The sequence below is a fragment of the Prevotella amnii DSM 23384 = JCM 14753 genome, assembly GCF_000378745.1.
GTDB classification, from domain to species: domain Bacteria; phylum Bacteroidota; class Bacteroidia; order Bacteroidales; family Bacteroidaceae; genus Prevotella; species Prevotella amnii.
Genome location: NZ_KB905266.1, coordinates 58,051 through 83,709, shown reverse-complemented (window position 1 = coordinate 83,709; position 25,659 = coordinate 58,051). Strand labels below are relative to the sequence as shown.

Sequence of the window (25,659 nt, the reverse complement as noted above, 5' to 3'; positions counted from 1 at the left end):
GCTAATGTTTTATAGTAATAAGAATGAGTTTTTCCTTGAAAAAGATAACTAATTAAGATGAAAAATAAGTTATTTTTGGATTAAAAATAAATTAAAAATCAGATAAAAATAAATTATTTTTATCATTACATCATCTCTTTTGCTAACTAAAAAGGTAAACTTTTATGCACTAATAAATAAATATTTATATAGTGAAAGATGATGTTAGTTTAGTAGTTTTTATATTTATGATAAATATTCATCACTGAAGGTAAAAAATAAAAGTAGCAGGTATTGTTTTATGATTTAATATATTAAGGTGTTTTGTTATATCATCTTATTTATTTATCTTTGCATAAAAATAGCATATTATGGGTTTATTTGGATTATTTAATAAAAGTAAGAAGGATACGTTAGATAAAGGATTGGAAAAAACAAAAGCGAATGTTTTTTCTAAATTGGCACGTGCTGTAGCAGGAAAATCTACGGTAGATGACGATGTTTTAGACAACTTAGAAGAGATTTTAGTAACATCAGATGTTGGTGTAGATACTACAATAAAGATAATTCATCGAATAGAAAAACGTGTAGCAAGGGATAAATATGTTTCAACAAGTGAACTAAATGCTATATTAAAGAGCGAGATAGCTAACTTATTAGCAGAAAACAACACCGGAGATATTGCTAATAGTGAGATGTTAGTGGGTAAAAAGCCTTATGTTATTCTTGTAGTGGGAGTAAACGGAGTTGGTAAAACTACGACAATAGGCAAGCTGGCATATCAATTTAAGCATGCAGGCAAAAAGGTTTACTTAGGTGCAGCAGATACGTTTCGTGCAGCAGCAGTAGAACAGATTGATATTTGGGGGAAAAGAGTAGGGGTCCCTGTAATAAAGCAGCAAATGGGTGCAGATCCAGCCAGTGTAGCTTTCGACACATTACAGAGTGCTAAAGCCAATGATGCAGATGTTGTATTGATAGATACAGCTGGGCGTTTGCATAATAAGGTGAACCTTATGAATGAGCTTAAAAAGATAAAAGAAGTAATGAAAAAGGTTATACCAGATGCTCCACACGAAGTAATGTTAGTCTTAGATGGTAGCACCGGACAAAACGCTTTTGAACAAGCTAAACAGTTTGCTGCTGTTACTCAGATCTCTTCTTTAGCAATTACAAAGCTTGACGGAACTGCTAAAGGAGGTGTTGTTATAGGTATTAGCGATCAATTAAAAGTACCTGTAAAATATATCGGTTTAGGTGAAGGAATGGAAGATCTGCAGTTATTTAATAAAGAAGAATTTGTAGATAGTTTGTTTAAGGATTAAGTTTGCTTTCTTACGTTTTCATTAATATATGAATAAAAATCAGATAGATATTATAACAATGGGGTGTTCTAAAAACCTTGTAGATTCAGAATTGCTTATGAAGCAGTTTGAGGCTAATGGTTTTAAATGTACCCATGATTCAGATAAGCCAGATGGAGAAATAGCTGTTATCAATACATGTGGATTTATAGAAACAGCTAAGGAGGAAAGCATCAATACTATATTGGAATTTGTAAACAGGAAAGAAAAAGGACAGCTAAATAAGCTCTTTGTTATGGGGTGCTTATCGCAACGTTATAAGGAGGAGTTAAAAAAAGAAATACCTGAAGTAGATAAATTTTATGGTAAATTTAACTATAAACAGCTATTAACAGATCTGGGCAAAGCCAGTGTAGCCTCATGCAATGGTGTACGCCATCTTACCACACCACGCCATTATGCGTATATAAAGATAGCAGAAGGTTGTGATAGGCATTGTGCTTATTGTGCAATACCACTTATTACAGGAAAGCATCAATCAAGAAAAATGGAAGATGTTTTGCAAGAAGTAGAACAACTTGTAAAGGAAGGCGTAAAAGAATTTCAGATAATAGAGCAAGAGCTTACTTATTATGGAGTGGATATTGATGGAAAACACCATATATCTGATTTGATTTCAAAGATAGCTGATATAAAAGGAGTAGAATGGATTCGCCTTCATTATGCTTATCCTAATCAGTTTCCTTTAAGTTTGCTCGATGTTATAGCAGATAAGCCAAATGTATGTAAATATCTTGATATAGCTTTTCAGCATATTTCTGATAATATGCTTAACAGAATGCATCGACATGTAAGCAAACAAGAAACGCTCAGTCTGATAAAAGAAATACGTAGTCGTGTACCAAATATTCATTTACGCACAACTTTATTGGTAGGTTTTCCCGGAGAAACGGATGAAGATTTTGAAGAGTTAAAAGATTTTGTTCGTCAAGCACGGTTTGAGCGTATGGGGGCTTTCTCTTATTCCCGCGAGGAAGGTACTTATAGCGCAGAGCATTATGAAGATGATGTTCCTGAAGAGGTTAAGATGCAACGACTTAACGAATTAATGGCTATCCAGCAGGATATTTCAACAGAAATAGAAAGAGCTAAAGTAGGGCATACTTTTAAAGTAATCATAGATAGAAAAGAAGGAGATTATTATGTAGGACGTACAGAGTTTTGCTCACCAGAGGTAGACCCAGAGGTTTTAATCCCAATGAAAGAGGATACATTGCGAGTAGGTGAATTCTATAATGTGTATATCACAAGTTCCGATGAGTTCGATCTTTATGGAGAAATAAGATAAATTTTTACCGAATGAATAATAAAGAGTTCATAGCTAAGTTATCTAACCAAATGGGGTTTACACAAGAAGAAAGTCAGAAATGTGTTAAGACTTTACTCGATGAAATGGGTAAATCTTTCGAATTAGGTAAACCTATTCAAATATCAGGCTTTGGATCGTTTGATATAAAAAAGCGTATGGAACGAATTATAGTAAATCCAGCTACAGGAGTAAGAATGCTTGTACCCCCTAAATTGGTGTTAAGTTTTAAGCCTACTAATACTATAAAAGCACATATAAAGAAAGGAGGAGTGGCTGAATAATGGCAAAAAGTTCTATCCAGATGCTTGCTACTGCAATTGCAAAGAAAAACAACTTATCAAATGCAGATGCTATAAAGTTTGTAGAAACAATGTTTAATATCATTATAGACGAACTTAAAAATAGTAATCCTGTTAAAATAAAAGGGCTTGGCACATTTAAATTGCAGTCAGTAAAACCTCGTGAAAGTGTTAATGTAAATACAGGGGAACGTGTCCTTATAGAAGGACACGATAAAATATCTTTTACGCCAGACCAAGCAATGAAAGATATTGTAAATAAGCCTTTTGCACAGTTTGATACTGTTGTTTTGAATGATGGAGTAGAATTTGAAGATGAAAACGACCAAAATGAGGATAATACAGAAAATGATGAAGAATGTATAGAAGAAGATAATGTCAAAATACCATTAGAAAAAACTTTAAAAGAAAAAACCGCAGCAAGTTCTTCTGATACCGCTATTGATATTAAAGAAAATGCAGAGATATGTGAAAAATCATGTAAAGAAAGCCCTATTTTAAGTTCTGTAGAGCCATCTAATGATAATACTATTTCTAAATTAGATGAAAATAAAGATGATTTTTCGGAAAAAGACGCAGATAAGACTCTGTATAATGAAGAAAAAATATTAAATGACAAGATCACTTCATGTCAAAATACTACTGAATCTTTACAAAAAGAAGACTCAAGCGTTTTATCAGATAAAATTATACAAAAAGTTACAGAAGAAAAAAATAAAGATATTACAGCTACAGATAATTGTATAGAAAAAGAAGAGCCAACAGATGATGAGCGTGAAATGCGATCTTTATGCTGCATTTTACTGATAGTATTAATTATAGCAATAATAGCTTTTGGAGGTTATTACGTAAAGACGACTTTTTATGATCAATCTTTTAAAAAAGAAATTGTAAAGGATAATACTATTAAAAACATAGTAAAACCCGTAAAATATGTTCCAAAACATGTAGATTCATCTTTAGTACATAGAGTTATTACATCAAAGAAAAAATCTGCTAAGATAAAAAAGATATCAGAAGAGTCGAGGTATGAAAGCTTGAGTAACGATCCTAAAATACGTTATGGGGCTTATAATATCATAGGAATAGAAAAGGTTGTTGTTTTAAAAAGTGGCGATTCTATGACAAAATATAGCCGTAGAACATTAGGGCCAGATATGTTAGGATATTTTCAAGTTTTAAATGGAGTAGATGAAATGTATGAAGGAGATACTATGAAAGTGCCAAAGGTTAGGTATCGTCCTCAATATCAAAAGAAAAGAAAAGAAAGATACTAATATAAGAAAAGGTTTTCTAACACATAAGGTTTTAGAAAACCTTTTTTAAGGTTATTTAGACTGTAGATAACAACCTAAGACTATTATTTATTGTACTTTTGTATGATAATAAATAAATGATAGTAGTAAACTAAAAATAGTTATAAATGGCAGAAGCAATAGATATTCGTGAGCTTAATGCACGGATAGAGCAGCAAAGCTCTTTTATTACAAATTTAACAGTAGGAATGCATCAAGTGATAGTAGGACAAAAGCACTTGATAGAATCTCTTCTTATAAGTTTATTAAGTGATGGACATATTTTGCTGGAAGGCGTTCCGGGATTAGCAAAGACTTTGGCTATTAAGACTTTATCAGATCTTATTGATGCAAAATATAGTAGAATACAGTTTACTCCAGATCTTTTGCCTGCCGATGTTATAGGTACCCAAATTTATTCTCAGAAAGACGAAAGTTTCAATGTAAAAAAAGGTCCTGTATTTGCTAATTTTATTTTAGCAGATGAGATTAATAGAGCTCCTGCAAAAGTGCAAAGTGCTTTATTAGAAGCAATGCAGGAACATCAAGTAACAATAGGTGATGATACTTTTCTTTTGCCAAACCCTTTCCTTGTGATGGCAACTCAAAATCCTGTAGAGCAAGAAGGTACTTATTCTTTACCAGAAGCACAGGTAGACCGTTTTATGTTAAAGGTAATTATAGATTATCCTACAATAGAGGAGGAGAAACTTATTATCAGTGAAAATTTGCAATCCTCAATGCCTACAGTAAGTCCTATAGTAAGTTTAAACGACATTATTTCTGCAAGAAAAATTGTAAAAGAAGTATATTTAGACGATAAAATAATGCAATATATTGCAGATATTGTTTTTGCAACACGCTATCCTGAACGTTATAAGTTGGGAGAGTTAAAGCAGATGATAACTTTTGGAGGTAGCCCTCGTGCAAGTATTAATCTTGCTAAGACAGCAAGAGCTTATGCTTTTATTAAACATAGAGGTTATGTTATACCTGAAGATGTGCGTGCTGTAGCATATGATGTGTTAAGACATCGTATTGGATTGTCTTATGAGGCAGAAGCCTCTAATATGGCATCTGAGCAAATTATTACTGAAATATTAAATAAAATCCAAGTACCTTAATCTTGTTTTGTTCTTTATATTATGGATACAACGAAGCTGCTTAGAAAAGTAAGAAAAATAGAGATAAAGACTCAAGGTTTGAGTAAAAATATCTTTGCAGGTAAGTATCATTCTGCATTTAAGGGTAGAGGTATGGCTTTTTCTGAAGTTCGTGAGTATCAATATGGAGATGATGTAAGAGATATAGAATGGAATGTAACAGGGCGTTTTCATCATCCTTATGTGAAAGTATTTGAAGAGGAACGTGAACTGACAGTAATGCTTTTAGTAGATGTAAGTGGATCGCTTGACTTTGGTACGCAACTGCAAATGAAACGTGATCGTGTTACAGAGGTTGCTGCAACATTAGCATTTTCAGCTATTGAGAATAATGACAAGGTAGGAGTTATTTTCTTTTCAGATACGATAGAAAAATATATTGTGCCATCTAAAGGACGTAAACATATTCTTTATTGTATAAGAGAAATGCTTACTTTTAAACCAAAGAGTAAGCATACCGATTTGCAAATAGCAATAGAATATCTAACAAAGGTATTAAAGCGCAAATGTACTGCTTTTATTATAAGTGATTTTTATACAAAATTTAATTTTGAGCAATCGCTTATCATAGCAAATAAAAAACATGATGTTGTAGCTATTCAGGTATATGATGAGCGTGCAAAGATGTTGCCAGATATAGGTTTGCTGAAGGTAGTAGATGCAGAAACAGGGCACGAAATGTATATTGACACTCATGATATACGATTACGAAAGGTACATCACGATTATTGGATAAACCGTAATACACAACTTAAAGAGATTTTAAATAAAAGTAGAGTAGATAGTGTTTCTATTGCTACTAATGATGATTATGTAGAGAAGCTGATGGCTTTATTTTCAAAAAGAAGCAGATGAAACGTAGTATAGTTTTATTATATATATTATTAGTATGTAGCATTTTTAGTGTTGCACATGTTAGCTTAAAAACAGAATTAGACGCAAAAAGGATATTAATAGGGGGAAGAGCGGCTCTAAAAATTTCAATAGAAGTGCCTAAAAACGTATCACCTATATTTCCTAAATTTAAGATTAGGCAAGAAATAGTACCAGGAATAGAGATCTTAAATATAAAACGTGATACTATAACTAACAATACTAACAAAGGCTATAGCGTTACCTACATACTTACCTCTTGGGATAAAAACACCTATAAGATACCGTCCTTACCTGTTATGGTAGAAGGAAAAACATTTATCAGTAAGGAGTTTTTACTTACTGTAGACGAAATAAAAATCAATAAAAAACAAGCACATCAAAAACCATCAGATACCATTATAGATGTACCTTTTAAATGGATAGATCTTATTCCCTCATTTTTATACTTTATAATTTCATTTATAGGATTTATAGTATGTTTTATTTTGTATAAAAGAATAATTAAAAAGAATAAGTTTATTCCACTTAAAAGTATGCCTGTTAAGTTATCTCCCTATGAAGAGTCTATGAAAGCTTTAAATAAGCTAAGAGATAAATTTAAAAATATTACTGATCAGAAGAAATATTATACAAAGATAACAGAAATAATAAGATGGTATATATATAAGCGGTTTAATATAAACTCATTAGAGATGACCTCTGAAGAGATAATAGAATCTTTAAAATCTCAATGTGATAATTTAAAGATCAACGAATTACAAAATTTGTTTTCTACAGCCGACTTAGTGAAATTTGCCAAATTCTCCACTACTGAAAATGATAAAGAATATTATTTATCTAAAGTTGTTTGTTTTATAGAAGACACAAAAGCTGCAATAGTAGAAACAAATATTGATTCAAGTACAGAAGATAAAAATAATGACAATAGATTAAAAGTAAATTATAGAAGAACGATAATAAAAAGTATTATATATATTGTAGCGTTGGTATCAATAGTCTTGTTATTATATGCTTGTTATAAGTTTTATACTATTGTGATTTAAAAAAAAAAGAAAAAATGGATTTTGCTGATAGTGGATATTTGTTTTTATTACTACTTTTGATACCATATATAATATGGTATTTCTATAAAGGTAGGCGGACAGAACCTACGATGCGTATGAGTGATACTTATGCTTATCTAAATTCACCAAAGAGTGCTCGTGTTCGTTTTATCCACTTACCAATGTTTTTACGTTGTATAACTTTTTCTTTAGTCGTTATAGTACTGGCTCGTCCACAAAGCTATTCGGCATGGGAAAATAAAGATAGTGAAGGCATTGATATTATGTTAGCAATGGATATTTCTGCAAGTATGCTAACAAATGATGTTATCCCTAATAGATTAGAAGTGGCAAAGGAAGTAGCGTCCGATTTTATAAGTGGGCGACCTAATGATAACATAGGACTTACTATTTTTGCAGGTGAAGCTTTTACACAATGTCCACTCACAACAGATCATGCATCTTTAATCAACTTGCTTAACAGTGTTAGGACTGATTTAGTTGTAAAGGGATTGATACAAGATGGTACAGCAATAGGCATGGGGCTGATAAATGCTGTTGGAAGATTAAAATCATCTAAAGCAAAGAGTAAAGTTGTTATTTTATTAACAGATGGTAGTAACAATGTAGGTTCTATATCTCCAATGACAGCAGCAGAAATTGCTAAAAAATTCAATATTCGAGTTTATACAATTGGGCTTGGAACTGAACAAAATAACGGATATAGTGATATTGATTATACTACATTAAGACGAATAGCAAATGTAACTAATGGTAAATTTTATAGTGCACAAAGCCAAACAGAATTATCACAGATATATAAAGATATTAATAAGTTAGAGAAAACTAAATTAAAAATAAAAGGAAAGAGTGTAAAATATGAAGTCTATATGCCTTTTGCAATAGCAGCTTTAATTTGCTTTTTGCTGGAGATATTATTACGTCTTACTGTTTTTAAACGTATTCCTTAGTGTTTTCCATTATAGTCATAAAATAAATAAAAATGTTTAGATTTGAAAGTCCTATATATCTTTGGTTATTATTGTTGATACCTTTATTATCAATATTTTATTATATTTTATATCAGCATAGAAAGCAACGCATTAAAAAGTTTGGTGATATAGAGTTAGTAAAACAACTATCCCCTGCTTTATCAAACAGGCGTCGTTTTATAAAGTTTCTTCTTATGCAAAGCTCTATAGCTTTAATGGTACTTATAATAGCACGCCCACAAATAGGAAATCGTATAGCTACTACAAAAAATGGAAAAGGTATAGAAACTGTTATAGCTTTAGATATTAGTAACTCTATGTTAGCTCAAGATGTTATACCTTCACGTTTAGATAAAAGTAAATTACTTATAGAAGACCTTCTCCGCTCTTTTGATAATGATAAGGTAGGATTAATAGTTTTTGCAGGAGATGCTTTTGTACAGTTACCTATTACGTCCGATTTTATTTCAGCAAAGATGTTTCTTAATGACATTAATCCTTCTTTAATTGGTACTCAAGGTACTGATATAGGAAAAGCTATTAATCTTGCTATGCATAGTTTTTCTCCTACATCAAAAGCAGGTAAGGCTATAATAATAATCACAGATGGAGAGGATAATGAAGGAGGTGCAGAAGCTATGGCAAAAAAAGCTCAAGAAGCAGGTTTTCATATCTATATCCTTGGTATAGGATCTACATCTGGAGCAGAAATTCCTATTGGTAATGGTGAAAAATTGAAAGATAAAAGAGGAAATATTGTTGTATCACATCTTAATGAAGATATGTGCAAAGGTATAGCTGATGCAGGTAAAGGTATTTATATACATGTAGATAATAATAGCGACGCACAACAGATCTTAAAAAAACAGTTATCTAAATTACAAAAAGATGACATTAATAATATTGTTTATAGCGATTATGATGAACAATTCCAAGCTATTGCTATAATCCTTATAATATTAATAATAGGAGAGGTATGCATACTTGAACGTAAAAATACAAAAAAGAAAAAATGGTATATGATAAAAAATAATTTTGCAAAGCTATTAATTTGTATATTTTTCTTATCTTTTTTCTGTAATTTTATGATTTATGCACAGTCAGAAAACCAACTTATTAGAAAAGGTAATAAGTTTTTTAGATCTAAAAATTATTTAGAATCAGAGATAGCTTTCCGTAAAAGTTTAATTAAAAATAATAAAAGCGATATTACTATTTATAACTTAGGGTGTGCATTACAAGCTCAGAAAAAAAATAAGGAAGCTTTAAGTGAATATAAAAAAGCAACAAAGGTAAGTGAAAATTCTTTGCATAAGTCGAAAGCATATTATAATATTGGAACTATATTTCAAGGACAAAAAAAATATGACGAAGCAATAGAATCATATAAAGATGCATTACGAAATAATCCAAATAATAATAATGCCAGATATAATTTAGAACTTTGTAAACAACAACAAAAACGACAACAACAAAAACGACAACAGCAACAAAAATCTAAAAACAAAAAAAACAATAGTAAACAGCAGAACAAAAATAAAAAGAACAAGAATAATTCTAATAAACGTGATCAGAAACGTGATAAGGAAATGAGTAAAGATAATGCTGAGAGACTTTTAGATGCAGCTATGCAGCAAGAAAAACTTACTCAAAAACGCTTATCTAAGGCAATGCATCAGCCATCTGATCATCAATTAAATAAAAACTGGTAATACAATGAATATTAAGCGTCATCTTCTTTTATTACTATTATTGTTATGCTTTCAAATAATAATGGCACAACATGTACGAGTCGTAGCACCAAGAAGAGTATCAGTAGGTGAAGAATTTCAAATAGAATATACTGTATATACTCAAGATGTGCGACGTTTTCATTTGGGAAAGATTTCATCTGGCTTAGAAAAGATTTATGGACCAGCTACCTCTTCTCAGCGAAGTATTCGTTTTGTTGATGGACATACAAGTAGCTCTTCGTCTATCTCTTTTGCCTATGTTTTTGTAGCAAATAAGAAAGGTCTTTTAACTGTTGGTCCAGCTCGTATTGATATAGGAGGGCAAATGCTGGCTTCTACACCAGTTAGAATTACGGCTGTAGGAAATGTAAATACCTCAAGAGCTTCTTCTAAAGGATCCTCTTCTATGAGTGAAGATGAAAATACAGATTATTCTTCATCTCCATCTTCTATAACATCTAAAGATTTATTTATTAAAGTTATAGCAAATAAGACTATTGTGCATGAACAAGAACCAGTATTATTGACTTATAAAGTTTATACTACTAAAAACTTGAAACAACTTGCAGGCAAAATGCCTGATCTTGTAGGTTTTCATGTACAGGAAATAAATTTGCCACAGCAAAAGTCCTTCCATAAGGAACGTGTAAAAAATAAAGTTTATAACACTGTTACATGGAGTCAATATGTTATATATCCACAAATGACAGGAATTCTAAAAGTACCATCGTTGACGTTTAAAGGTATTGTCCAAATAAGTGATCCTGATTTTAATCCTTTTGAAGCTTTTGGCATAGATAATAGTCGTGATATTCAAAAAGATATAATTGCGCCAAGTTTAGCCATTAAAGTATTACCTTTACCTAATAAACCAGCTAATTTTTCAGGTGGAGTAGGGCACTTTAATATTTCTATTCAGGCTGATAAAAAAGAAGTTAAAGCAGGCGATCCTTTATCTATTCGTGTAGTTATAAGTGGTAATGGTAACTTAAAACTTATTAAGCAACCTAAAATAATTTATCCAAAATCTTTTGAGGCATACGATGTTAATATTTCTGATAAAACTCGATTGACTGTAAAAGGTACAGAGGGTAATATGATTTATGACCAAATAGTAGTACCTCATAATGAAGGTAGATTCACCATTAACCCTATAAAGTTTACATATTTTGATGTGTCTCAGCAGAAATATGTTACAATAGAGACAGAAAAACTTTGTCTAAAAATATTAAAAAATAAAAGTATAAAAAATAAGGAAGTAGATGATGCTGCTTCTTTAGATAATGATATTCATCCACTGAAATTAGAAGAAAGTTCTTTTAATAACTTTAAATATACTTTCTTTAATTCATTTCTTTATTGGTTTTTTATATTTATCTTATTTGTAATTATAGTATTAATAATCTATTTTTTTAGAGATGGGTTAAAGAGTAGTTCTGCTGATTTTTCTTTAAAGTTGGAAAAAAATGCCAATAAAACAGCAACATCACGATTAGATTCGGCTTATGCTATGATGTTGAAAGGTGATAATATAGAATTTTATGAAGAAATATCTCATGCTCTTTGGGGCTATGTTAGTGATAAGCTACATATAGCTGTAGGAGAACTATCGCGTGAAAATATCACAGAATCGCTTGCTTATATTAATATTCCAAATAATGTGATTGAAAAATTTATATCTGCTTTAGATGAATGTGAGTATGAACGTTATGCTCCTGGTGATGAGCGTGGGAATATGCGTCGTACTTATGATAAAGCTATAACAGCTATTAGTTCTATAGAAGATGTTTCAAAAAGAAATAAGAAAATAAGAAAAATGAAATCGTTATTGCTTTTATTTGGCATTCTTACTATATTTACATTGTCTTCATTTGGAATAAATACATCAAAAAATGAAGCTAATAGACTATATAATAAAGGTAATTATGCAGCTGCAGCGCAGGTATATGAATTCCTTTTACAAAAGAATATATCACCATCTCTTTATTATAACTTAGGTAATGCTTATTATAAACAGGATAGTATAGCTAAGGCTGTAATAGCTTATGAACGTGCTCTACGTTTGTCTCCTGATGATAATGATATAAAATTTAATCTCCAATTAGCTCAATCTAAAACTATAGATAATATACCATCTAAATCAGAAATGTTTTTTATAACATGGTATAAATCGTTAGTGAACTTATTGAGTATTGATGGTTGGGCATGGATTTCTATATTTTCTCTTATACTTATTATTTGTGGAATGTGTGCTTTTATACAGATAAAAAAACTTAGTATTAGAAAGACTTTAACTAAGATATTTGTCATATTAATAATACTATTTGTGTTTTCTATCTTTTTTGCATTTCAACAAAAAAGTTTTATATGTTCGCATGATTTTGCTATTGTAATATCTCCTTCTGTTGTTGTGAAAACAACACCAGATGCAGCAGCAAGTAAAGCGTTTATCATACACGAAGGGACTAAATTGAAAATTATAGATAATTCAATGGATCAATGGTGGGAAGTTGTTCTTGATGATGGAAGGAAAGGTTGGATAGAAAAAGGTGTTGCAGAAGTAATTTAATTATTCACATTTAAAAGATAGGAAGAAAAAGAATGGGTATAGAATTTCTTAGGCACTTGGATAATAATTTAGTTATTGCCTTACATGGTGGTAACAATTTGTTTTTAGACAAATTTGCCATTATCTTTACTACTTCTTATATATGGATACCACTTTATTTATCACTATTATTGTTGATAATTAAAAATAATGAAAGCTGGAGAAAGATATCACTTATCTTAGGCATTTTTGCCGTTACTATCATATTAAGTAATATTATAAATAACGTTATAGTTAAACCTTCTTTTGAGCGTCTTCGTCCTTTTAATGACCCACATTTACATTCTTTATTACCTTTAATTAATGGCTATACTGCTAAAGGATTTAGTTTTTATTCTTCACATACAAGTAATAGCTTTTTTATATTCACATTTCTAACATTACTTATACGTAATAAAACTTTGTCTTTTTTTCTTTTATTATGGGCTATAACCATTGCTTGGACAAGATTATATCTTGGAGTACATTACCCTACTGATATTATAATGGGAGTATTTTTAGGTATTTCATTAGCAGTATTAGGATATTTTTCATTTTATAAAATATATAAAATAACAAACGAACATTTACATTTTATATCTGCTAAATATACAGAAACAGGATATAGCCTATCAGATATAGATACTGTATTAAATATTTTAATGTTGATATTAATATACACAATGTTTCATGCAATATTATAACTATAAATAAAAATATTATTATGTCAGAAGAAACAAAACATATTAGCATTTCCGATTATAACTATCATTTACCTGATAGTCGTATAGCTAAGTATCCTTTAGCTAAACGTGATAATAGTAAATTGTTGTTATATAGACAAGGTAAAATAACAGAAGACGTTTTTTATAATTTACCAAAATATCTACCAAGTGGAGGATTGATGGTTTGTAATAACACAAAGGTTATTCAAGCACGTATCCATTTTCGCAAGGAAACAGGGGCTTTAATAGAGATATTCCTTTTGGAACCTGCTGATCCAGTGGACTATGAATTGATGTTTCAAACTACTCATAATTGTTCATGGCTTTGTATGGTAGGTAATTTAAAAAAATGGAAGGATGGTAAATTAAAGCGTAAGTTTGACATAAAAGGCGAAAAATTAACATTAATAGCTTCGTTAAATAAAGAAAAAACTCTTAACACTTTAGGAGGAACTAATCATTGGATAGACTTTACATGGGATAATGAAAATGTATCATTTGCTGAAATATTAGAAATAGTGGGTGAACTGCCAATACCTCCTTATCTTAACCGTGATACAGAGGAAAGCGATAAAGAAACTTATCAAACAGTATATTCCAAAATAAAAGGATCAGTAGCTGCGCCTACTGCAGGCCTTCATTTTACACCAGAAGTATTGAAAGCTATAGATGAATGTGGTATTGTTCGTGATGAACTTACACTACATGTGGGAGCTGGTACTTTTAAACCTGTAAAAAGCGAAGAGATAGAAGGACATAATATGCATTCTGAATATGTTGTAGTGCAACGACACACTTTAGAGCAATTACTTTTACATGATTGTTCTGCTATAGCTGTTGGAACAACAAGTGTAAGAACATTGGAAAGTTTATATTATATGGGTATACATCTTGAAGAAAATCCTAACGCTTCTGAAGCAGATTTGCACATAAAGCAGTGGGAACCTTATGATTTACCACATAATGAAGAAGGACTTGTAATAATAAAAGGTGTGGCAATAACAGTAAGAAAGGCTATAGAGAACATACTTTTTTATTTAAAAAAAGATAATTTACAAGCACTTCACTCAAGTACGCAGATTATTATCGCTCCTGGATATACATATAAGATAGTAAAAGCTCTTATAACTAATTTTCATCAACCTCAATCAACACTTATATTATTAGTAAGTGCTTTTGTTAAGGGCGATTGGCGTAACATATATGATTATGCTCTTAATCATGATTTTCGATTTTTGAGTTATGGTGACTCTTCTTTATTAATTCCTTAAACAAATGTTATAATTTAAAAAAGATTTTATTTATGAAAAAAGGTGATAAAGTAAGATTTCTTAATGAGAAAGGAGGAGGCATAATTGCTGGCTTCCAGAATAAGAATATAGTATTAATAGAAGATGAAGATGGGTTTCAAATACCTACAAATATAAAAGATGTTATTGTTATAGAAGATTCATGTGCTGAAGAGAAAGCATTAAGCCGCATAGAAGAGAAAGAAAAAAATATTGATGCAAATAAAACTAATAAAAGTATTAAGCAGCAACTTTCCTTAGATCCTGAAGAAAGTTTAGATAATTGGCGTAATATAGATGCTGATGTTAAGCCTGACGAAGATCCTTCTGTAGGTTTTAAGATTCCTGTACAAGAGCGTATAGGTGGAGATAAACTTTCGGTATATATTGCGTATGTTCCTATTGATAAGGATAATCTTTCTGCTACTCGATTTGAATCTTATATAATTAATGATTCTAATTATTATATTACATTTACTTATCAAATAGCAAATGAAAGTGATAATAAATGGACTCTTCATGCTCATGGTGAAGTAGAGCCAAATACAAAAATGGTATTAGAACAGTTTGGAAAAGAAGAACTAAATGATTTATTAAGAGGGAATGTGCAATTTATTGCATATAAACAAGATAAAGATTTTGAATTAAAGTCAGTATATGATGTTCAATTGAAACTTGATGCAATAAAATTTTATAACCAGAATTCCTTCCATGAAAATATTTTTTTTAATAAACCAGCTATTCTTTGTAATTTAGTATTAGATGATAAGCAGAGATATAATGCAACTGTTAAACCTGAAAAATATTGTTTGGAAGTAGATACAAGAAAAGATTCCGTATGTAAACCTGCTCGTATACAAAAATCGGTTAATAAGGATAATTTAGAAACTTTGCAGAAGCATTTTACAGAAACATCTCCAATTTTGCCTATTAGGAAAGTAAAGAAGTTGATGCGTGAAGATAAAATTATTATCGATTTACATGCTGATTCTCTTTTAGAAACCATTCAAGGAATGACATCAGCTGATATTTTAGAATATCAATTAGATTTTTTTCGTAAAACCTTAGAAGAATATAAGAATATTAAAGGTCAAAAAATAATATTCATTCATGGAAAAGGAGAGGGTGTTTTACGACAATCTTTACTACATGAGCTGAACTATCGTTATAAGCATTATTCTTATCAAGATGCGTCCTTTCGTGAATATGGTTATGGGGCAACGCAAGTTACTATAAAATAAGAAATATTTGTTCTATCTTATACCTAAGTGTTATGAAATACGGATTTATAAAAGTAGCATCAGCTATACCTGCTGTAAAAGTAGCAGATATACAGTATAATCTATCAGAGATAGAGAAGCAAGTTATAAAGGCAGAAGGAGAAGGTGTAGAAATAATTGTTTTTCCAGAATTATCTCTTACAGGATATTCGTGTCAAGACCTTTTTCAACAGCAGGTTTTGCTTGATAATATAGAAATAGCAGTAGTACAGCTATTAGATTTTACAAGGCAACTGGATATAACTATCATAGTAGGGGCACCTATTTGTGTCAACTCTGTTTTGCTTAATTGTGCTTTAGTGATACAGCATGGCAAATTGTTGGGTATTGTTCCAAAGACTTATTTACCTAATTATGGTGAATTTTATGAAAAACGTTGGTTTGCTTCTTCGCAAGATTTGCAGCTGCAAAGTATTTATTATGTAGGTGATAAGATAGATATTTCTACAGATATTCAGCTGTTTTCTACCTCTCAAGGAGTTAGGTTTGGCATAGAAATCTGTGAAGACTTATGGTCTCCTCTTCCACCAAGTAATCAGTTAACATTGGCAGGAGCAGAACTTATTTTTAATCTTTCAGCAAGTGATGATCTTATAGGCAAGCATAATTATCTTAAAACTTTAGTGGCTCAACAAAGTGCACGAACTATTTGTGGTTATGTATATAGTAGCTGTGGTTTTGGCGAAAGCACACAGGACGTAGTTTATGGAGGCAATGCTTTAATATATGAGAATGGTAAGTTATTAGCAGAAGCTAAACGTTTTGAAGTGGAAGCACAGATTATTATCTCAGAAATAGATATTGATAGGTTGCGTATAGAGCGTAGAGCTAATACTACTTTTGTTAATGCTCAACGTCCCACTATGATGCAGCGTCTAAGAGCTAATAATCAAGCTATTTTAAGCAATATCCCCACTTGTATACCACCATCTATCCAGCGAGAGTTTATTCTTACTCGTTCTGTATATAAGTATCCTTTTATACCTAAAGGAGAAGAGCTTCGTGAGCATTGTGAAGAGATACTAAATATCCAAGTATGTGGTTTGGCCAAACGCTTATTGCATATTAATTGTAAAACAGTAGTTATAGGAGTGAGTGGAGGATTAGATTCTACCTTAGCTTTACTTGTTGCATCTCTTGCCTTTGACAAGTTAGGATATAATCGTAAAGGTATCATAGGTGTTACTATGCCAGGCTTTGGAACTACAGACCGCACATATAGCAATGCTATTACATTAATGCAAAAATTAGATATAACTATTCGTGAAATAAACATTTCAGAATCTGTTAAGCAACATTTTGCTGATATAGAGCATGATATAAATTTGCATAATACCACATATGAAAATTCGCAGGCTCGCGAACGTACACAAATATTAATGGATATAAGCAATCAAGCGGGAGGGATTGTTATAGGCACAGGAGATTTGAGCGAATTAGCTCTTGGGTGGTGTACTTATAATGGTGATCATATGAGTATGTATGCAGTAAATATAGGTATTCCTAAAACATTGATAAAGCATTTAGTATATTATATAGCAAAAGATAGTACAGAAGAGGTTACTAAGTGTACACTTAATGATATTATAAATACTCCAATATCACCAGAGCTAACTCCGGCAGATAAAAATGGTAATATTATACAAAAGACAGAAGATCTTGTTGGACCTTATGAGCTGCATGATTTCTTTTTATATTATATGTTAAGATTTGGCTTTCGTCCGAAAAAGATCTTTTGGTTAGCACAGCAAGCTTTTAAAGGAGAATATGCTGATGGTATTATTCTTCATTGGCTTCGTATATTTTATAAACGCTTCTTTTCACAACAGTTTAAACGTTCTTGTCTGCCTGATGGCCCTAAGGTGGGAAGTGTAAGCCTTTCTCCAAGAGGCGATTGGAGAATGCCTTCCGATGCTATGTACTCTGAATGGATACGAGATCTTGAGAATATAGAGAGCTAAGTTTTTAATTATTAATATTAATAATAAGAGTAATTTATAGACTATTAACACTATATTTGCTACATTTATAAGACATAAATATTCACATTAAAAAAGGTATATGGTAAATATAAAAAAAGTCTTTTTAGTGATAATCGTGTTATTAGAGGGCTATAATGTAAGTGCTCAAGTAAACCCTTTACGCGACTCTTTATTAGTAGCAACGCATAGGTTAGAGGAGAATGTTGCTTCAGTAGATTTGCGTTTAAAGCGTGCTTCATGGTATTTATTGCTTGAAAAATGGAGTTCGGCTAAAGATGATTATGATATAATTCTTAATCATAATCCTAATAATATTGGAGCGTTGTTTTTTCGTGCTTATGCTAATGAGCGTTTAGGTAGGTATGGCTTTGCACGACAAGATTATAATAACCTTTTAAAGTTGGCTCCAGGACATTTTGAAGCACAATTAGGTTTGGTTTTATTAAACGAGAAGGATAAGCATTACACTGAGGCTATGGACGGTATTAATAGCTTAATAGAGCAGGCTCCTGATAGTGCTATAGCCTATGCTGTTAGAGCAGGAATAGAGAAAGAAAGGGGACTTCTTACATTAGCAGAATACGATTATACTCAGGCTATTATAAGAGATGTTAATAATATTGATTATATTATTCAACGTATAGAGGTATATATTAAACAAAAAAAATATAAGCAAGCCAAACGAGATGTTGACTTGCTTAAAAAATTAGGAGCTTCTTTCTGTGATATAAAGCCTTTTTTAGATAAGCTGAAAAATAAAATATAATATGTATTCGACCTCTTCTTACCAGTTTTCCCTATTATGCTTATATCTTTCTTGCCATAGATGTAAAGCATATATATAGCCGTATTTGTCGTATAGCTTTGAAAGGCGAGTAGCACGAATCTTAAATTGTTTAAAGTCTTTTTGCGCAGGACTCGTCCATTGCACCTCTGAGAGTGCTGCCATACGTGGAAGAAGCATATAAGTGGCAAGGTTTGGATTGCTAATGTATTCTGTCCAAAGGTTTGCTTGTACACCTAAAATATGCTTTTTACTTTCTTCAGACATTGTTTTAGGAGCAGGATCGAGACTGTATACTTGCTCTACATCTAAGGAGTGCACCTGTGTTAAAGGTTCAGAATATTGTTCTTTTGTTTGAGCGTAGTCGAAATAACAATGTGAGGTGGGCGACATAATAACATCATGTCCCATTTTAGCTCCTTTTTCGCCAGGCTCAATACCACGCCAACTCATTATTGTTGCACTTTTGTTAATATCTCCATCAAGTATTTCGTCCCAACCTATTATAGATCTTCCTTTACTGTTAAGATATTTTTCTATACGATTGGTAAAATAAGCTTGTAATTTATTAATAGGAAGACCTTCCTTTTGCATAATTTTTTCACACTTTGAACATTCGCTCCAGCGTTTTGTTGGAGTTTCATCTCCTCCTATATGAATATACCTCGAAGGGAAAATATCTATTATCTCATCAAGAACACCTTCTACAAACTTAAAGGTATCTTCGTTGCCTATACATAAAACATCATAATATACTCCCCAGTTGTGTCCCACTTTATATGGACCGCCTGTACACCCAAGATTAGGATATGATGCAAGCACAGCTTTCATATGTCCAGGCATATCTATTTCAGGTATAACAGTGATATGACGCTGACGTGCATATTCCACTATCTCACGGCATTGCTCTTGCGTGTAATAGCCACCATACTTAATACTATCATCTACATCGCTATTACGTCCCATCACGGTGCCTGTGCGTACAGACCCTATTTCTATGAGCTTAGGATATTTTTTTATCTCTATGCGCCATCCCTGATCATCGTTAAGATGCCAATGAAAGGTGTTCATGTTATGTAAGGCTATGAGATCAATAAATTTCTTAATGAAATCTATAGAGAAGAAATGGCGAGAGCAATCTAACATCATTCCTCTGTATTTAAATCGAGGTGCATCTTTAATTTCTGCTGCTGGTAATACGATAGGATTATTAGTAGCATTGCATATAGGGAGCGATTTCCTTAATGTTTGTATACCGTAAAAAACTCCTGCTGATGTAAAACCACTAATTTTAATATTTTTATTATTAATATTTATAGTGTACGCCTCTTTGCCTTTTATGTTTTTGTTGTTTAATAATAATTCTATGTAGTTACCTTTCTTTGGTTTAATGTCAGATACTTTGAGTTTTAATCCTGTTAGGTCTGCTATATAACAAGACAGAAAACATGCGTTTTTTTGCATTAAATCGTCTTTAGAAGAGCAAAAAATAGTGGTGTTGTTATTTAGAATAAAGGATTTTCCCTTTACCATTACAATACTTTGTGGTAGAGGTATTACATCATAAGACGCATCTGTAGCAAAACCTGTTGCCACAAAAAGGCTTAGTACTAAGGATAGTAATATTTTTTTTGTCATATTTTTGTAAATTAAATATATAAAAGATTTTCAGTAGATATTAATCTTCGTAAGTAAAAGGTACAAACCATGTAATAAGCAGTGCAGGAATGGTACAGAATAGCACAAAGATAAAGAAGTGTTTATAACCTATTGCATCACTTACTACACCACTAAGCATACCTGGAAGCATCACGCCAAGGTTCATTATACCACTTGCAAAGGCATAATGTGCCATTTTGTGTTTACCCGGAGCTATTTGTTGCATCATAAACAGTGTAAGACCTACAAAGCCAAAACCGTAACCGAAGTATTCCATAACTATACCGCACCCTATAATCCAAATATCAGAGGGCTGATATACGGCTAATAAGGTATAAGCTACAAAAGGTATGTTAAAAATCAATGCTAAAGAGAAAAGACTTTTTTTAAGTCCTCGTTTAGCAATATAGTTTCCTCCGAGGATACTTCCTATAACAAAAGCTGCTGCCCCAAAAGTGCCATAACATAAGCCTATTTCTTTTTCGCTCAATCCTAATCCACCTACAGTAGTAGATGCTTTTAAAAAAAGAGGAACTATCTTTATAGCAAACCCTTCAGCAAACCGATAGAGGATAATGAAGATAATATAATACCATATATGCTTTTTCTGAAAAAACTCTTTAAAAAAGAATAACAGTTCGTTTAAAGTTTGCTTGAAAGTAGTTATTTTCTTATTTGTTTTCTCTTCTTTAGGTAAGAAAGCGTAGTGATAAATGCTTAAAGCTATCATTATAATACCTATAATGAGCATTATTATCATCCACGCTTTAGCAACACCAAACATCTTAATAAATATGCCTGCAAGATATACCAAACCACCTGTGGCTGCTATCTTTGCTATATTATAAAATGCTCCTTGCCAGCCTATCCAACGTGCTTGTTCCTCTTTTGAAAGCACAGAGATATAAGTGCCATCGGCTGCTATATCATGAGTAGCACCGCTTAATGCTACCACTGCAAGCATGGCAATGGTAATAGCAAAAAAAGAAGATGCCCCTAAGGCAAAAGCTATCAATGCAAACATGATACCTGAAAGCAGCTGCGTAGTGACAACAAAAAATTTTTTTGTTTTGTAAATCTCAAGAAATGGGCTCCAGATGGGCTTTAATGTCCATGGAAGCATGATTAAAGAGGTCCAATAAGCTATCTTAGTATCAGATACCCCCATACCTTTATACATTAAGGTGCATACCATGTTAAGTACAACAAATGGTATACCCATGGCAAAATAAAGAGTAGGTACCCAAGTTATAGGACTCGTTTTTTTTCTTTCAGAAGTGATCTGATCCATTGTTTTTTTGTTTTTAGGTTATTAGTTGATTATATTTTTACAAAAGTTGTTGCAAAGGTACGATATTTTTTTTACTTTTGTATATATATAAAATAAAACCTATTATGATATTAAAATCTATTATCTCTGGTGTGTTACCCTTATGCTTATCATCATTGCCTGTTTATGTTAAAGGGCAAAACATGGTAGTTATATCGCCTCAAGACACACCTTCTTCTATTATCTCTAAGGCTGCTAATGTCGTGCCTTCGTTGAGGCAGTATTTATGGCAGCGTCAGGAGCTAACTGCTTTTATTCATTTTGGAATGAATACATTTACTAATAAGGAGTGGGGAGATGGCAAAGATAGTCCGAGCCTGTTCTGTCCCACTGAGATTGATGCAGAGCAGTGGGTTAAGACCTTGCGAGATGCAGGTTTTAAGAGTGTTATTCTTACCTGTAAGCATCATGATGGCTTTTGTCTTTGGCCAAGTGCTTATACCGATTATAGCGTAAAAAGCTCGCCATGGAAACAAGGAAAGGGCGATGTTGTGCGCGAGGTTAGCAATGCGTGTAAGAAGTATGGAGTAGGTTTTGGTGTATATCTCTCACCATGGGATCGTAACTCTCTGCTATATGGGCAGGGCAAAGCCTATAATGATTATTTTATAAAACAGCTTGAAGAGCTGCTTACCCAGTATGGTCATGTTAGCGAAGTGTGGTTTGATGGGGCTAATGGAGAGGGTCCTAATGGTAAGAAGCAGAAATACGATTTTGTGCGTTGGTATAAGCTTATACGCAAGCTACAGCCACAAGCTGTTATTGCCGTAATGGGGCCAGATGTGCGTTGGGTAGGTACAGAGACGGGGCGTGGACGTGAAACAGAATGGAGCGTAGTGCCTAAAGACAACCTCGACCCTACATTAATAGCTAAACATTCGCAGCAGACAGAACTTTTACCCCCTGAAGGCGATATGGTAGGCGACGATATAGGTAGTAGGAGTAAGATATTAAAAGCAAAGGTTTTGGCGTGGTATCCTGCTGAAATAGATGTATCTATACGTCCTGGTTGGTTTTATCATAAGGCTGAAGACAATAAGGTAAAATCGTCAAAAGAGCTAACCGACATTTATTTTTCATCGGTAGGGCGTAATGGTGTGCTCTTGCTTAACATTCCTCCTAATAAGGAAGGACGCCTTTCTGCTGAAGACGTAAAGTCTTTAAAGTCTTTTAAGGAAAATATAGATAATATCTTTAAGACTAATTTGTTAACCAAGTATATAGATAAAAACAGAGTAAAGGTTTTTAAGGCTCTTAAGCCAAGCATAGATGGACGTTATGAAACTTCTTCTGTTTTAGCTGATAATGAAAATAAGGCTAAAAACAAAGTGCTTACCTATTATTTAAAGTCGCCTATTACGTTTAATGTTTGTGCCTTACAGGAAGATATCAGTAAAGGGCAACGTGTAGAATCGTTTATAGTTGAGGCAAGAAGAGTAGGAGGTAGCTGGGAAAAAGTGGCAGAAGGCACTACTATAGGTTATAAGCGTCTTTTGCGTTTTAATACCGTAACTGCTCAAGAAATACGACTTGTTATCAAGCAAACACGTGGTAAGGTATATTTATCAGAGTTTGGCTTATATATGGAATAAACCATTATCTTTTCTTAAACGCATTTATTTTGTAAGTGGCAAAACTACTATATATAGTAGTTTTAATTATATAAAAACCTCCTTAGAGTCGTCTAAAATTTGCTCTAAGGAGGTTTTCTTTTATATTAGCTCTATGCTATAAAAAGTTCTTCATTTACAAATAATACTTTATTTATAGAGTTTGAAACCGCTAATAAATGAATATCCTGTAGACTTATCAAATCGCTCTGTAGGATTGATTCGAAGATATTTCAATTTTATAGGTTTTGAAAACACAATACCCCAAGCTTCGTTTTCGGTAGTAGGTTTCTTCTTTAAAGAAGCCTCCCCTAATTTTTCCATATTATTTTCATCTGTGCCACCATATACTATAATGTGCGTAGGGATAAAATTAGAAACATCATCATATCCATATTTAATAGGTAAAAGAAATTCAAACCCTGCTACTTCTTGCTCATTTGTTAGATTGATATTGATAAAAGAATCATCATAATTAAGGTTGAAGTTGAAAAAACTACCTTTAAATAACCCATTTTCATCTTGTATATAGTTTGAGCCAGAATATTCGTTAGGTATGGTATAGTCAGTTACAGGTATTAATGTTTTACCATCTAAAGTTCCGGCAGAGTTGATATAGCTTTGCTTTTTAGTAACGTTCCATACATAATGACTATATTGCTTACTTACCCTTGTGCCGTCATTTGACACTATAGTGAATGCTATACGTCCATCTTTCTGCATGTCGAGCAGCGATTTTGATGTTTTGTTAAGTGTTATAACAACATCTTTAGACGAGGTTTCACCTTGCTTTATAGTAACGGTCTTTGATGAGAAGTTTACAGCATCTTCACCTAAAGAAGTAACACCTTTCTTTGTAGCGAGCTTACTGTTATCTACCTTAATATTAAAAGTAAGGTCTTTATCTGCTGTTGCTGTTAGGCGAACTTTAAACTTTAGGTCATCTTTAGGCACTTCTAACATCTTAGTACCTACTATTTGGGTAAAGTTGATATAGCTTTCCTTGCCAAGATTGTCTATGAAAGCTATAGCCGAATAGTCTTCTTTCTCTTCAGGATATAGTCCGCTCCCCACTTCTGGTTCGCTTTGGCACGATACCAAGAAAGGCATTAGGGCAGTGGCTACTAATATTGTTGTTTTTGAAAATAGTTTCATGAGATATTTTTTATAGGTTATTAGTTATTATGTCCATCTATACGAACATCTTTAGTCCATGTTATAGCAGTAGGAACAGTAGCAGGTTTGCCATGCCCTGTAGCATCTTTAAACTCTTGTCCCTCTCCCTCGTTTAGTTTCCAGTAAGCCTCTAAGCCAGGACTTGTTGGGTCGCAAGAGTACATATTATTAGCAATTTCCGATTTAGAACGTGCTTTAGTCCATAAACGAAGTTCGCTAACCATAACATTTGCTTTAAGATAATCTTGATTTCCAAACTGTGCATGGTCTTTAAGGTTTACCACCTTACCGGGTAAGTCCATAGAGTTGTCTAATGTGCCGTTAACATATAGATATAACTTTGTCCCTTGACATACAAAAGCTAAGTGGTACCATGTGTTAGGCTTAAAGAGCATATTGCTATTCATCTGTGTACCTTGTGTCTTTACCTGTAAGCGATTACCCTCTATAGGAGCATCTCCAAAGCGTGTATATATCTCTCCGTCTTTACCTTCTGGTGCCCAGCAGCCAAAGAGGGTCTGGTTGTTAAGCTCGCCTACACGAGTGCCAAGCATGCTGATGTTTACGTTCATCTCGAGAGTCCACTCCTTAAGCGAAAGCTCTTTTCTAAAGTTTAGCTTAATGTTGCTACTACTGTTAATAGTAGGAACAGCCTGATATACTACCTGGTCTAAAATATATACCATGGTGCTACCAGATGTAAGCACCTGCTCTTCAGCATCTTTAGCCTTTAGCTTGAACGCTATGGCATACTTCTTTCCGCTATCTTTTAAAGCCTTAGAAAGTGGGTTTATAGTGAGGATAGCTGGTTGTGAAGTAACTTTCCCTTTGCCCACGGTAATTTCAGAAGCCGATAAGCTATAACTACCTTCTGGTAAAAAGGTGTAGCTTGTCTCGTTATGCTTGTTAAAAGCGTTTAGAGCTTCAGGGTCAGGAGTTAGCTCGAAAGAGCTGTTTTCCTGAGCTATGTCTGAAAGGCGCACACTGATGTTTTGTGTAACAGCTTTCTGTCCTAATGTTATCTTTGTAGAAGAATTACCATTTGTGGCTGTCTGTGCTATATATGCTTGATGTGTCAATTCAGAATATTCTGCATTATTGCAAGAAGAAAAAGCCACAGTGCCCATTATTAAGCCACCTAAAACGTATTTTGGTAGATAATTTTTCATTTTCTTTTCTTATTA

The 25,659-nt window shown here is 32.5% G+C and carries 20 protein-coding genes; 16 read left to right on the top strand and 4 right to left on the bottom strand.

Going from position 1 to position 25,659, the window contains the following annotated elements; genetic code table 11:
* The first annotated feature begins 350 nt into the window (after positions 1-350).
* The 15 genes from ftsY to F596_RS0101040 all read left to right on the top strand — a co-directional run bounded on the left by ftsY (position 351) and on the right by F596_RS0101040 (position 18,682).
* The gene (gene ftsY / locus F596_RS0101110) at positions 351-1,304 is read left to right on the top strand and encodes a signal recognition particle-docking protein FtsY (protein WP_019035538.1); all 954 of its coding nucleotides are present in this window, start codon (positions 351-353) and stop codon (positions 1,302-1,304) included.
* Between the two features lie 28 nt (positions 1,305-1,332).
* Positions 1,333-2,631: a 30S ribosomal protein S12 methylthiotransferase RimO gene (gene rimO, locus F596_RS0101105; RefSeq protein ID WP_008448814.1), complete on the top strand. Its 1,299-nt coding sequence runs from the start codon at positions 1,333-1,335 to the stop codon at positions 2,629-2,631.
* A gap of 11 nt (positions 2,632-2,642) precedes the next feature.
* Entirely contained in the window at positions 2,643-2,933 is a 291-nt protein-coding gene (locus F596_RS0101100) for an HU family DNA-binding protein (RefSeq protein ID WP_008448826.1), read from the top strand.
* Complete coding sequence (locus F596_RS0101095) at positions 2,933-4,228, top strand: HU family DNA-binding protein (protein WP_019035537.1); 1,296 nt, start codon at positions 2,933-2,935, stop codon at positions 4,226-4,228. Before F596_RS0101100 ends, F596_RS0101095 begins: the two co-directional genes overlap by 1 nt.
* A gap of 146 nt (positions 4,229-4,374) precedes the next feature.
* Positions 4,375-5,370, top strand: coding sequence for an AAA family ATPase (locus F596_RS0101090; protein ID WP_008448819.1), 996 nt, complete (start codon positions 4,375-4,377; stop codon positions 5,368-5,370).
* 21 nt (positions 5,371-5,391) lie between these two features.
* Positions 5,392-6,264: a DUF58 domain-containing protein gene (locus F596_RS0101085; protein ID WP_019035536.1), complete on the top strand. Its 873-nt coding sequence runs from the start codon at positions 5,392-5,394 to the stop codon at positions 6,262-6,264.
* Positions 6,261-7,328 carry a hypothetical protein gene (locus F596_RS0101080; RefSeq protein ID WP_019035535.1) on the top strand — a complete coding sequence of 356 codons (1,068 nt, stop codon included), beginning with the start codon at positions 6,261-6,263 and terminating at the stop codon, positions 7,326-7,328. The genes F596_RS0101085 and F596_RS0101080 overlap by 4 nt, the downstream gene beginning before the upstream one ends.
* A gap of 14 nt (positions 7,329-7,342) precedes the next feature.
* Complete coding sequence (locus F596_RS0101075) at positions 7,343-8,299, top strand: vWA domain-containing protein (protein ID WP_019035534.1); 957 nt, start codon at positions 7,343-7,345, stop codon at positions 8,297-8,299.
* Between the two features lie 32 nt (positions 8,300-8,331).
* The gene (locus F596_RS0101070; RefSeq protein WP_019035533.1) at positions 8,332-10,032 is read left to right on the top strand and encodes a VWA domain-containing protein; all 1,701 of its coding nucleotides are present in this window, start codon (positions 8,332-8,334) and stop codon (positions 10,030-10,032) included.
* 4 nt (positions 10,033-10,036) lie between these two features.
* Positions 10,037-12,622: a BatD family protein gene (locus tag F596_RS0101065; protein WP_036857728.1), complete on the top strand. Its 2,586-nt coding sequence runs from the start codon at positions 10,037-10,039 to the stop codon at positions 12,620-12,622.
* Between the two features lie 32 nt (positions 12,623-12,654).
* Positions 12,655-13,344: a phosphatase PAP2 family protein gene (locus F596_RS0101060; RefSeq protein WP_019035531.1), complete on the top strand. Its 690-nt coding sequence runs from the start codon at positions 12,655-12,657 to the stop codon at positions 13,342-13,344.
* A 20-nt stretch (positions 13,345-13,364) separates the two neighbouring features.
* Complete coding sequence (locus F596_RS0101055) at positions 13,365-14,636, top strand: S-adenosylmethionine:tRNA ribosyltransferase-isomerase (protein WP_019035530.1); 1,272 nt, start codon at positions 13,365-13,367, stop codon at positions 14,634-14,636.
* A 32-nt stretch (positions 14,637-14,668) separates the two neighbouring features.
* On the top strand, positions 14,669-15,895 hold the full coding sequence (locus F596_RS0101050; RefSeq protein ID WP_019035529.1) for a DUF2027 domain-containing protein: 1,227 nt from the start codon (positions 14,669-14,671) through the stop codon (positions 15,893-15,895).
* Between the two features lie 32 nt (positions 15,896-15,927).
* Positions 15,928-17,895 (top strand): NAD(+) synthase, encoded by a 1,968-nt coding sequence (locus tag F596_RS0101045; protein WP_019035528.1) that lies wholly within the window; start codon positions 15,928-15,930, stop codon positions 17,893-17,895.
* Between the two features lie 100 nt (positions 17,896-17,995).
* A complete protein-coding gene (locus F596_RS0101040; protein ID WP_019035527.1) occupies positions 17,996-18,682 on the top strand; it encodes a tetratricopeptide repeat protein in 687 nt (228 codons plus the stop codon).
* Between the two features lie 18 nt (positions 18,683-18,700).
* Here F596_RS0101040 and F596_RS0101035 read toward each other — a convergent pair whose 3' ends face one another.
* Both F596_RS0101035 and F596_RS0101030 read right to left on the bottom strand, forming a co-directional pair.
* On the bottom strand, positions 18,701-20,338 hold the full coding sequence (locus F596_RS0101035; RefSeq protein ID WP_019035526.1) for a beta-N-acetylhexosaminidase: 1,638 nt from the start codon (positions 20,336-20,338) through the stop codon (positions 18,701-18,703).
* Between the two features lie 40 nt (positions 20,339-20,378).
* The gene (locus tag F596_RS0101030; protein ID WP_019035525.1) at positions 20,379-21,650 is read right to left on the bottom strand and encodes an MFS transporter; all 1,272 of its coding nucleotides are present in this window, start codon (positions 21,648-21,650) and stop codon (positions 20,379-20,381) included.
* A 104-nt stretch (positions 21,651-21,754) separates the two neighbouring features.
* Here F596_RS0101030 and F596_RS0101025 point away from each other — a divergent pair, with 104 nt between their 5' ends.
* Entirely contained in the window at positions 21,755-23,281 is a 1,527-nt protein-coding gene (locus tag F596_RS0101025) for an alpha-L-fucosidase (RefSeq protein WP_019035524.1), read from the top strand.
* A gap of 168 nt (positions 23,282-23,449) precedes the next feature.
* Here F596_RS0101025 and F596_RS0101020 read toward each other — a convergent pair whose 3' ends face one another.
* Both F596_RS0101020 and F596_RS0101015 read right to left on the bottom strand, forming a co-directional pair.
* Positions 23,450-24,454 (bottom strand): DUF1735 domain-containing protein, encoded by a 1,005-nt coding sequence (locus F596_RS0101020; protein WP_036857729.1) that lies wholly within the window; start codon positions 24,452-24,454, stop codon positions 23,450-23,452.
* 20 nt (positions 24,455-24,474) lie between these two features.
* Positions 24,475-25,644, bottom strand: coding sequence for a DUF1735 and LamG domain-containing protein (locus tag F596_RS0101015; RefSeq protein ID WP_019035522.1), 1,170 nt, complete (start codon positions 25,642-25,644; stop codon positions 24,475-24,477).
* Positions 25,645-25,659 lie beyond the last annotated feature (15 nt).

Excerpts from the sequence above, each read along its gene's own strand:
- F596_RS0101055 (WP_019035530.1), top strand. The coding sequence starts at position 13,365 with ATGTCAGAAGAAACAAAACATATTAGCATTTCCGATTATAACTATCAT.
- F596_RS0101025 (WP_019035524.1), top strand. The coding sequence starts at position 21,755 with ATGATATTAAAATCTATTATCTCTGGTGTGTTACCCTTATGCTTATCA.
- F596_RS0101045 (WP_019035528.1), top strand. The coding sequence starts at position 15,928 with ATGAAATACGGATTTATAAAAGTAGCATCAGCTATACCTGCTGTAAAA.
- F596_RS0101040 (WP_019035527.1), top strand. The coding sequence starts at position 17,996 with ATGGTAAATATAAAAAAAGTCTTTTTAGTGATAATCGTGTTATTAGAG.
- F596_RS0101015 (WP_019035522.1), bottom strand. The coding sequence starts at position 25,644 with ATGAAAAATTATCTACCAAAATACGTTTTAGGTGGCTTAATAATGGGC.
- F596_RS0101080 (WP_019035535.1), top strand. The coding sequence starts at position 6,261 with ATGAAACGTAGTATAGTTTTATTATATATATTATTAGTATGTAGCATT.
- F596_RS0101030 (WP_019035525.1), bottom strand. The coding sequence starts at position 21,650 with ATGGATCAGATCACTTCTGAAAGAAAAAAAACGAGTCCTATAACTTGG.
- F596_RS0101020 (WP_036857729.1), bottom strand. The coding sequence starts at position 24,454 with ATGAAACTATTTTCAAAAACAACAATATTAGTAGCCACTGCCCTAATG.
- F596_RS0101075 (WP_019035534.1), top strand. The coding sequence starts at position 7,343 with ATGGATTTTGCTGATAGTGGATATTTGTTTTTATTACTACTTTTGATA.
- F596_RS0101085 (WP_019035536.1), top strand. The coding sequence starts at position 5,392 with ATGGATACAACGAAGCTGCTTAGAAAAGTAAGAAAAATAGAGATAAAG.
- F596_RS0101050 (WP_019035529.1), top strand. The coding sequence starts at position 14,669 with ATGAAAAAAGGTGATAAAGTAAGATTTCTTAATGAGAAAGGAGGAGGC.
- rimO (WP_008448814.1), top strand. The coding sequence starts at position 1,333 with ATGAATAAAAATCAGATAGATATTATAACAATGGGGTGTTCTAAAAAC.
- F596_RS0101095 (WP_019035537.1), top strand. The coding sequence starts at position 2,933 with ATGGCAAAAAGTTCTATCCAGATGCTTGCTACTGCAATTGCAAAGAAA.
- F596_RS0101065 (WP_036857728.1), top strand. The coding sequence starts at position 10,037 with ATGAATATTAAGCGTCATCTTCTTTTATTACTATTATTGTTATGCTTT.
- F596_RS0101090 (WP_008448819.1), top strand. The coding sequence starts at position 4,375 with ATGGCAGAAGCAATAGATATTCGTGAGCTTAATGCACGGATAGAGCAG.
- F596_RS0101100 (WP_008448826.1), top strand. The coding sequence starts at position 2,643 with ATGAATAATAAAGAGTTCATAGCTAAGTTATCTAACCAAATGGGGTTT.
- ftsY (WP_019035538.1), top strand. The coding sequence starts at position 351 with ATGGGTTTATTTGGATTATTTAATAAAAGTAAGAAGGATACGTTAGAT.
- F596_RS0101035 (WP_019035526.1), bottom strand. The coding sequence starts at position 20,338 with ATGACAAAAAAAATATTACTATCCTTAGTACTAAGCCTTTTTGTGGCA.
- F596_RS0101070 (WP_019035533.1), top strand. The coding sequence starts at position 8,332 with ATGTTTAGATTTGAAAGTCCTATATATCTTTGGTTATTATTGTTGATA.
- F596_RS0101060 (WP_019035531.1), top strand. The coding sequence starts at position 12,655 with ATGGGTATAGAATTTCTTAGGCACTTGGATAATAATTTAGTTATTGCC.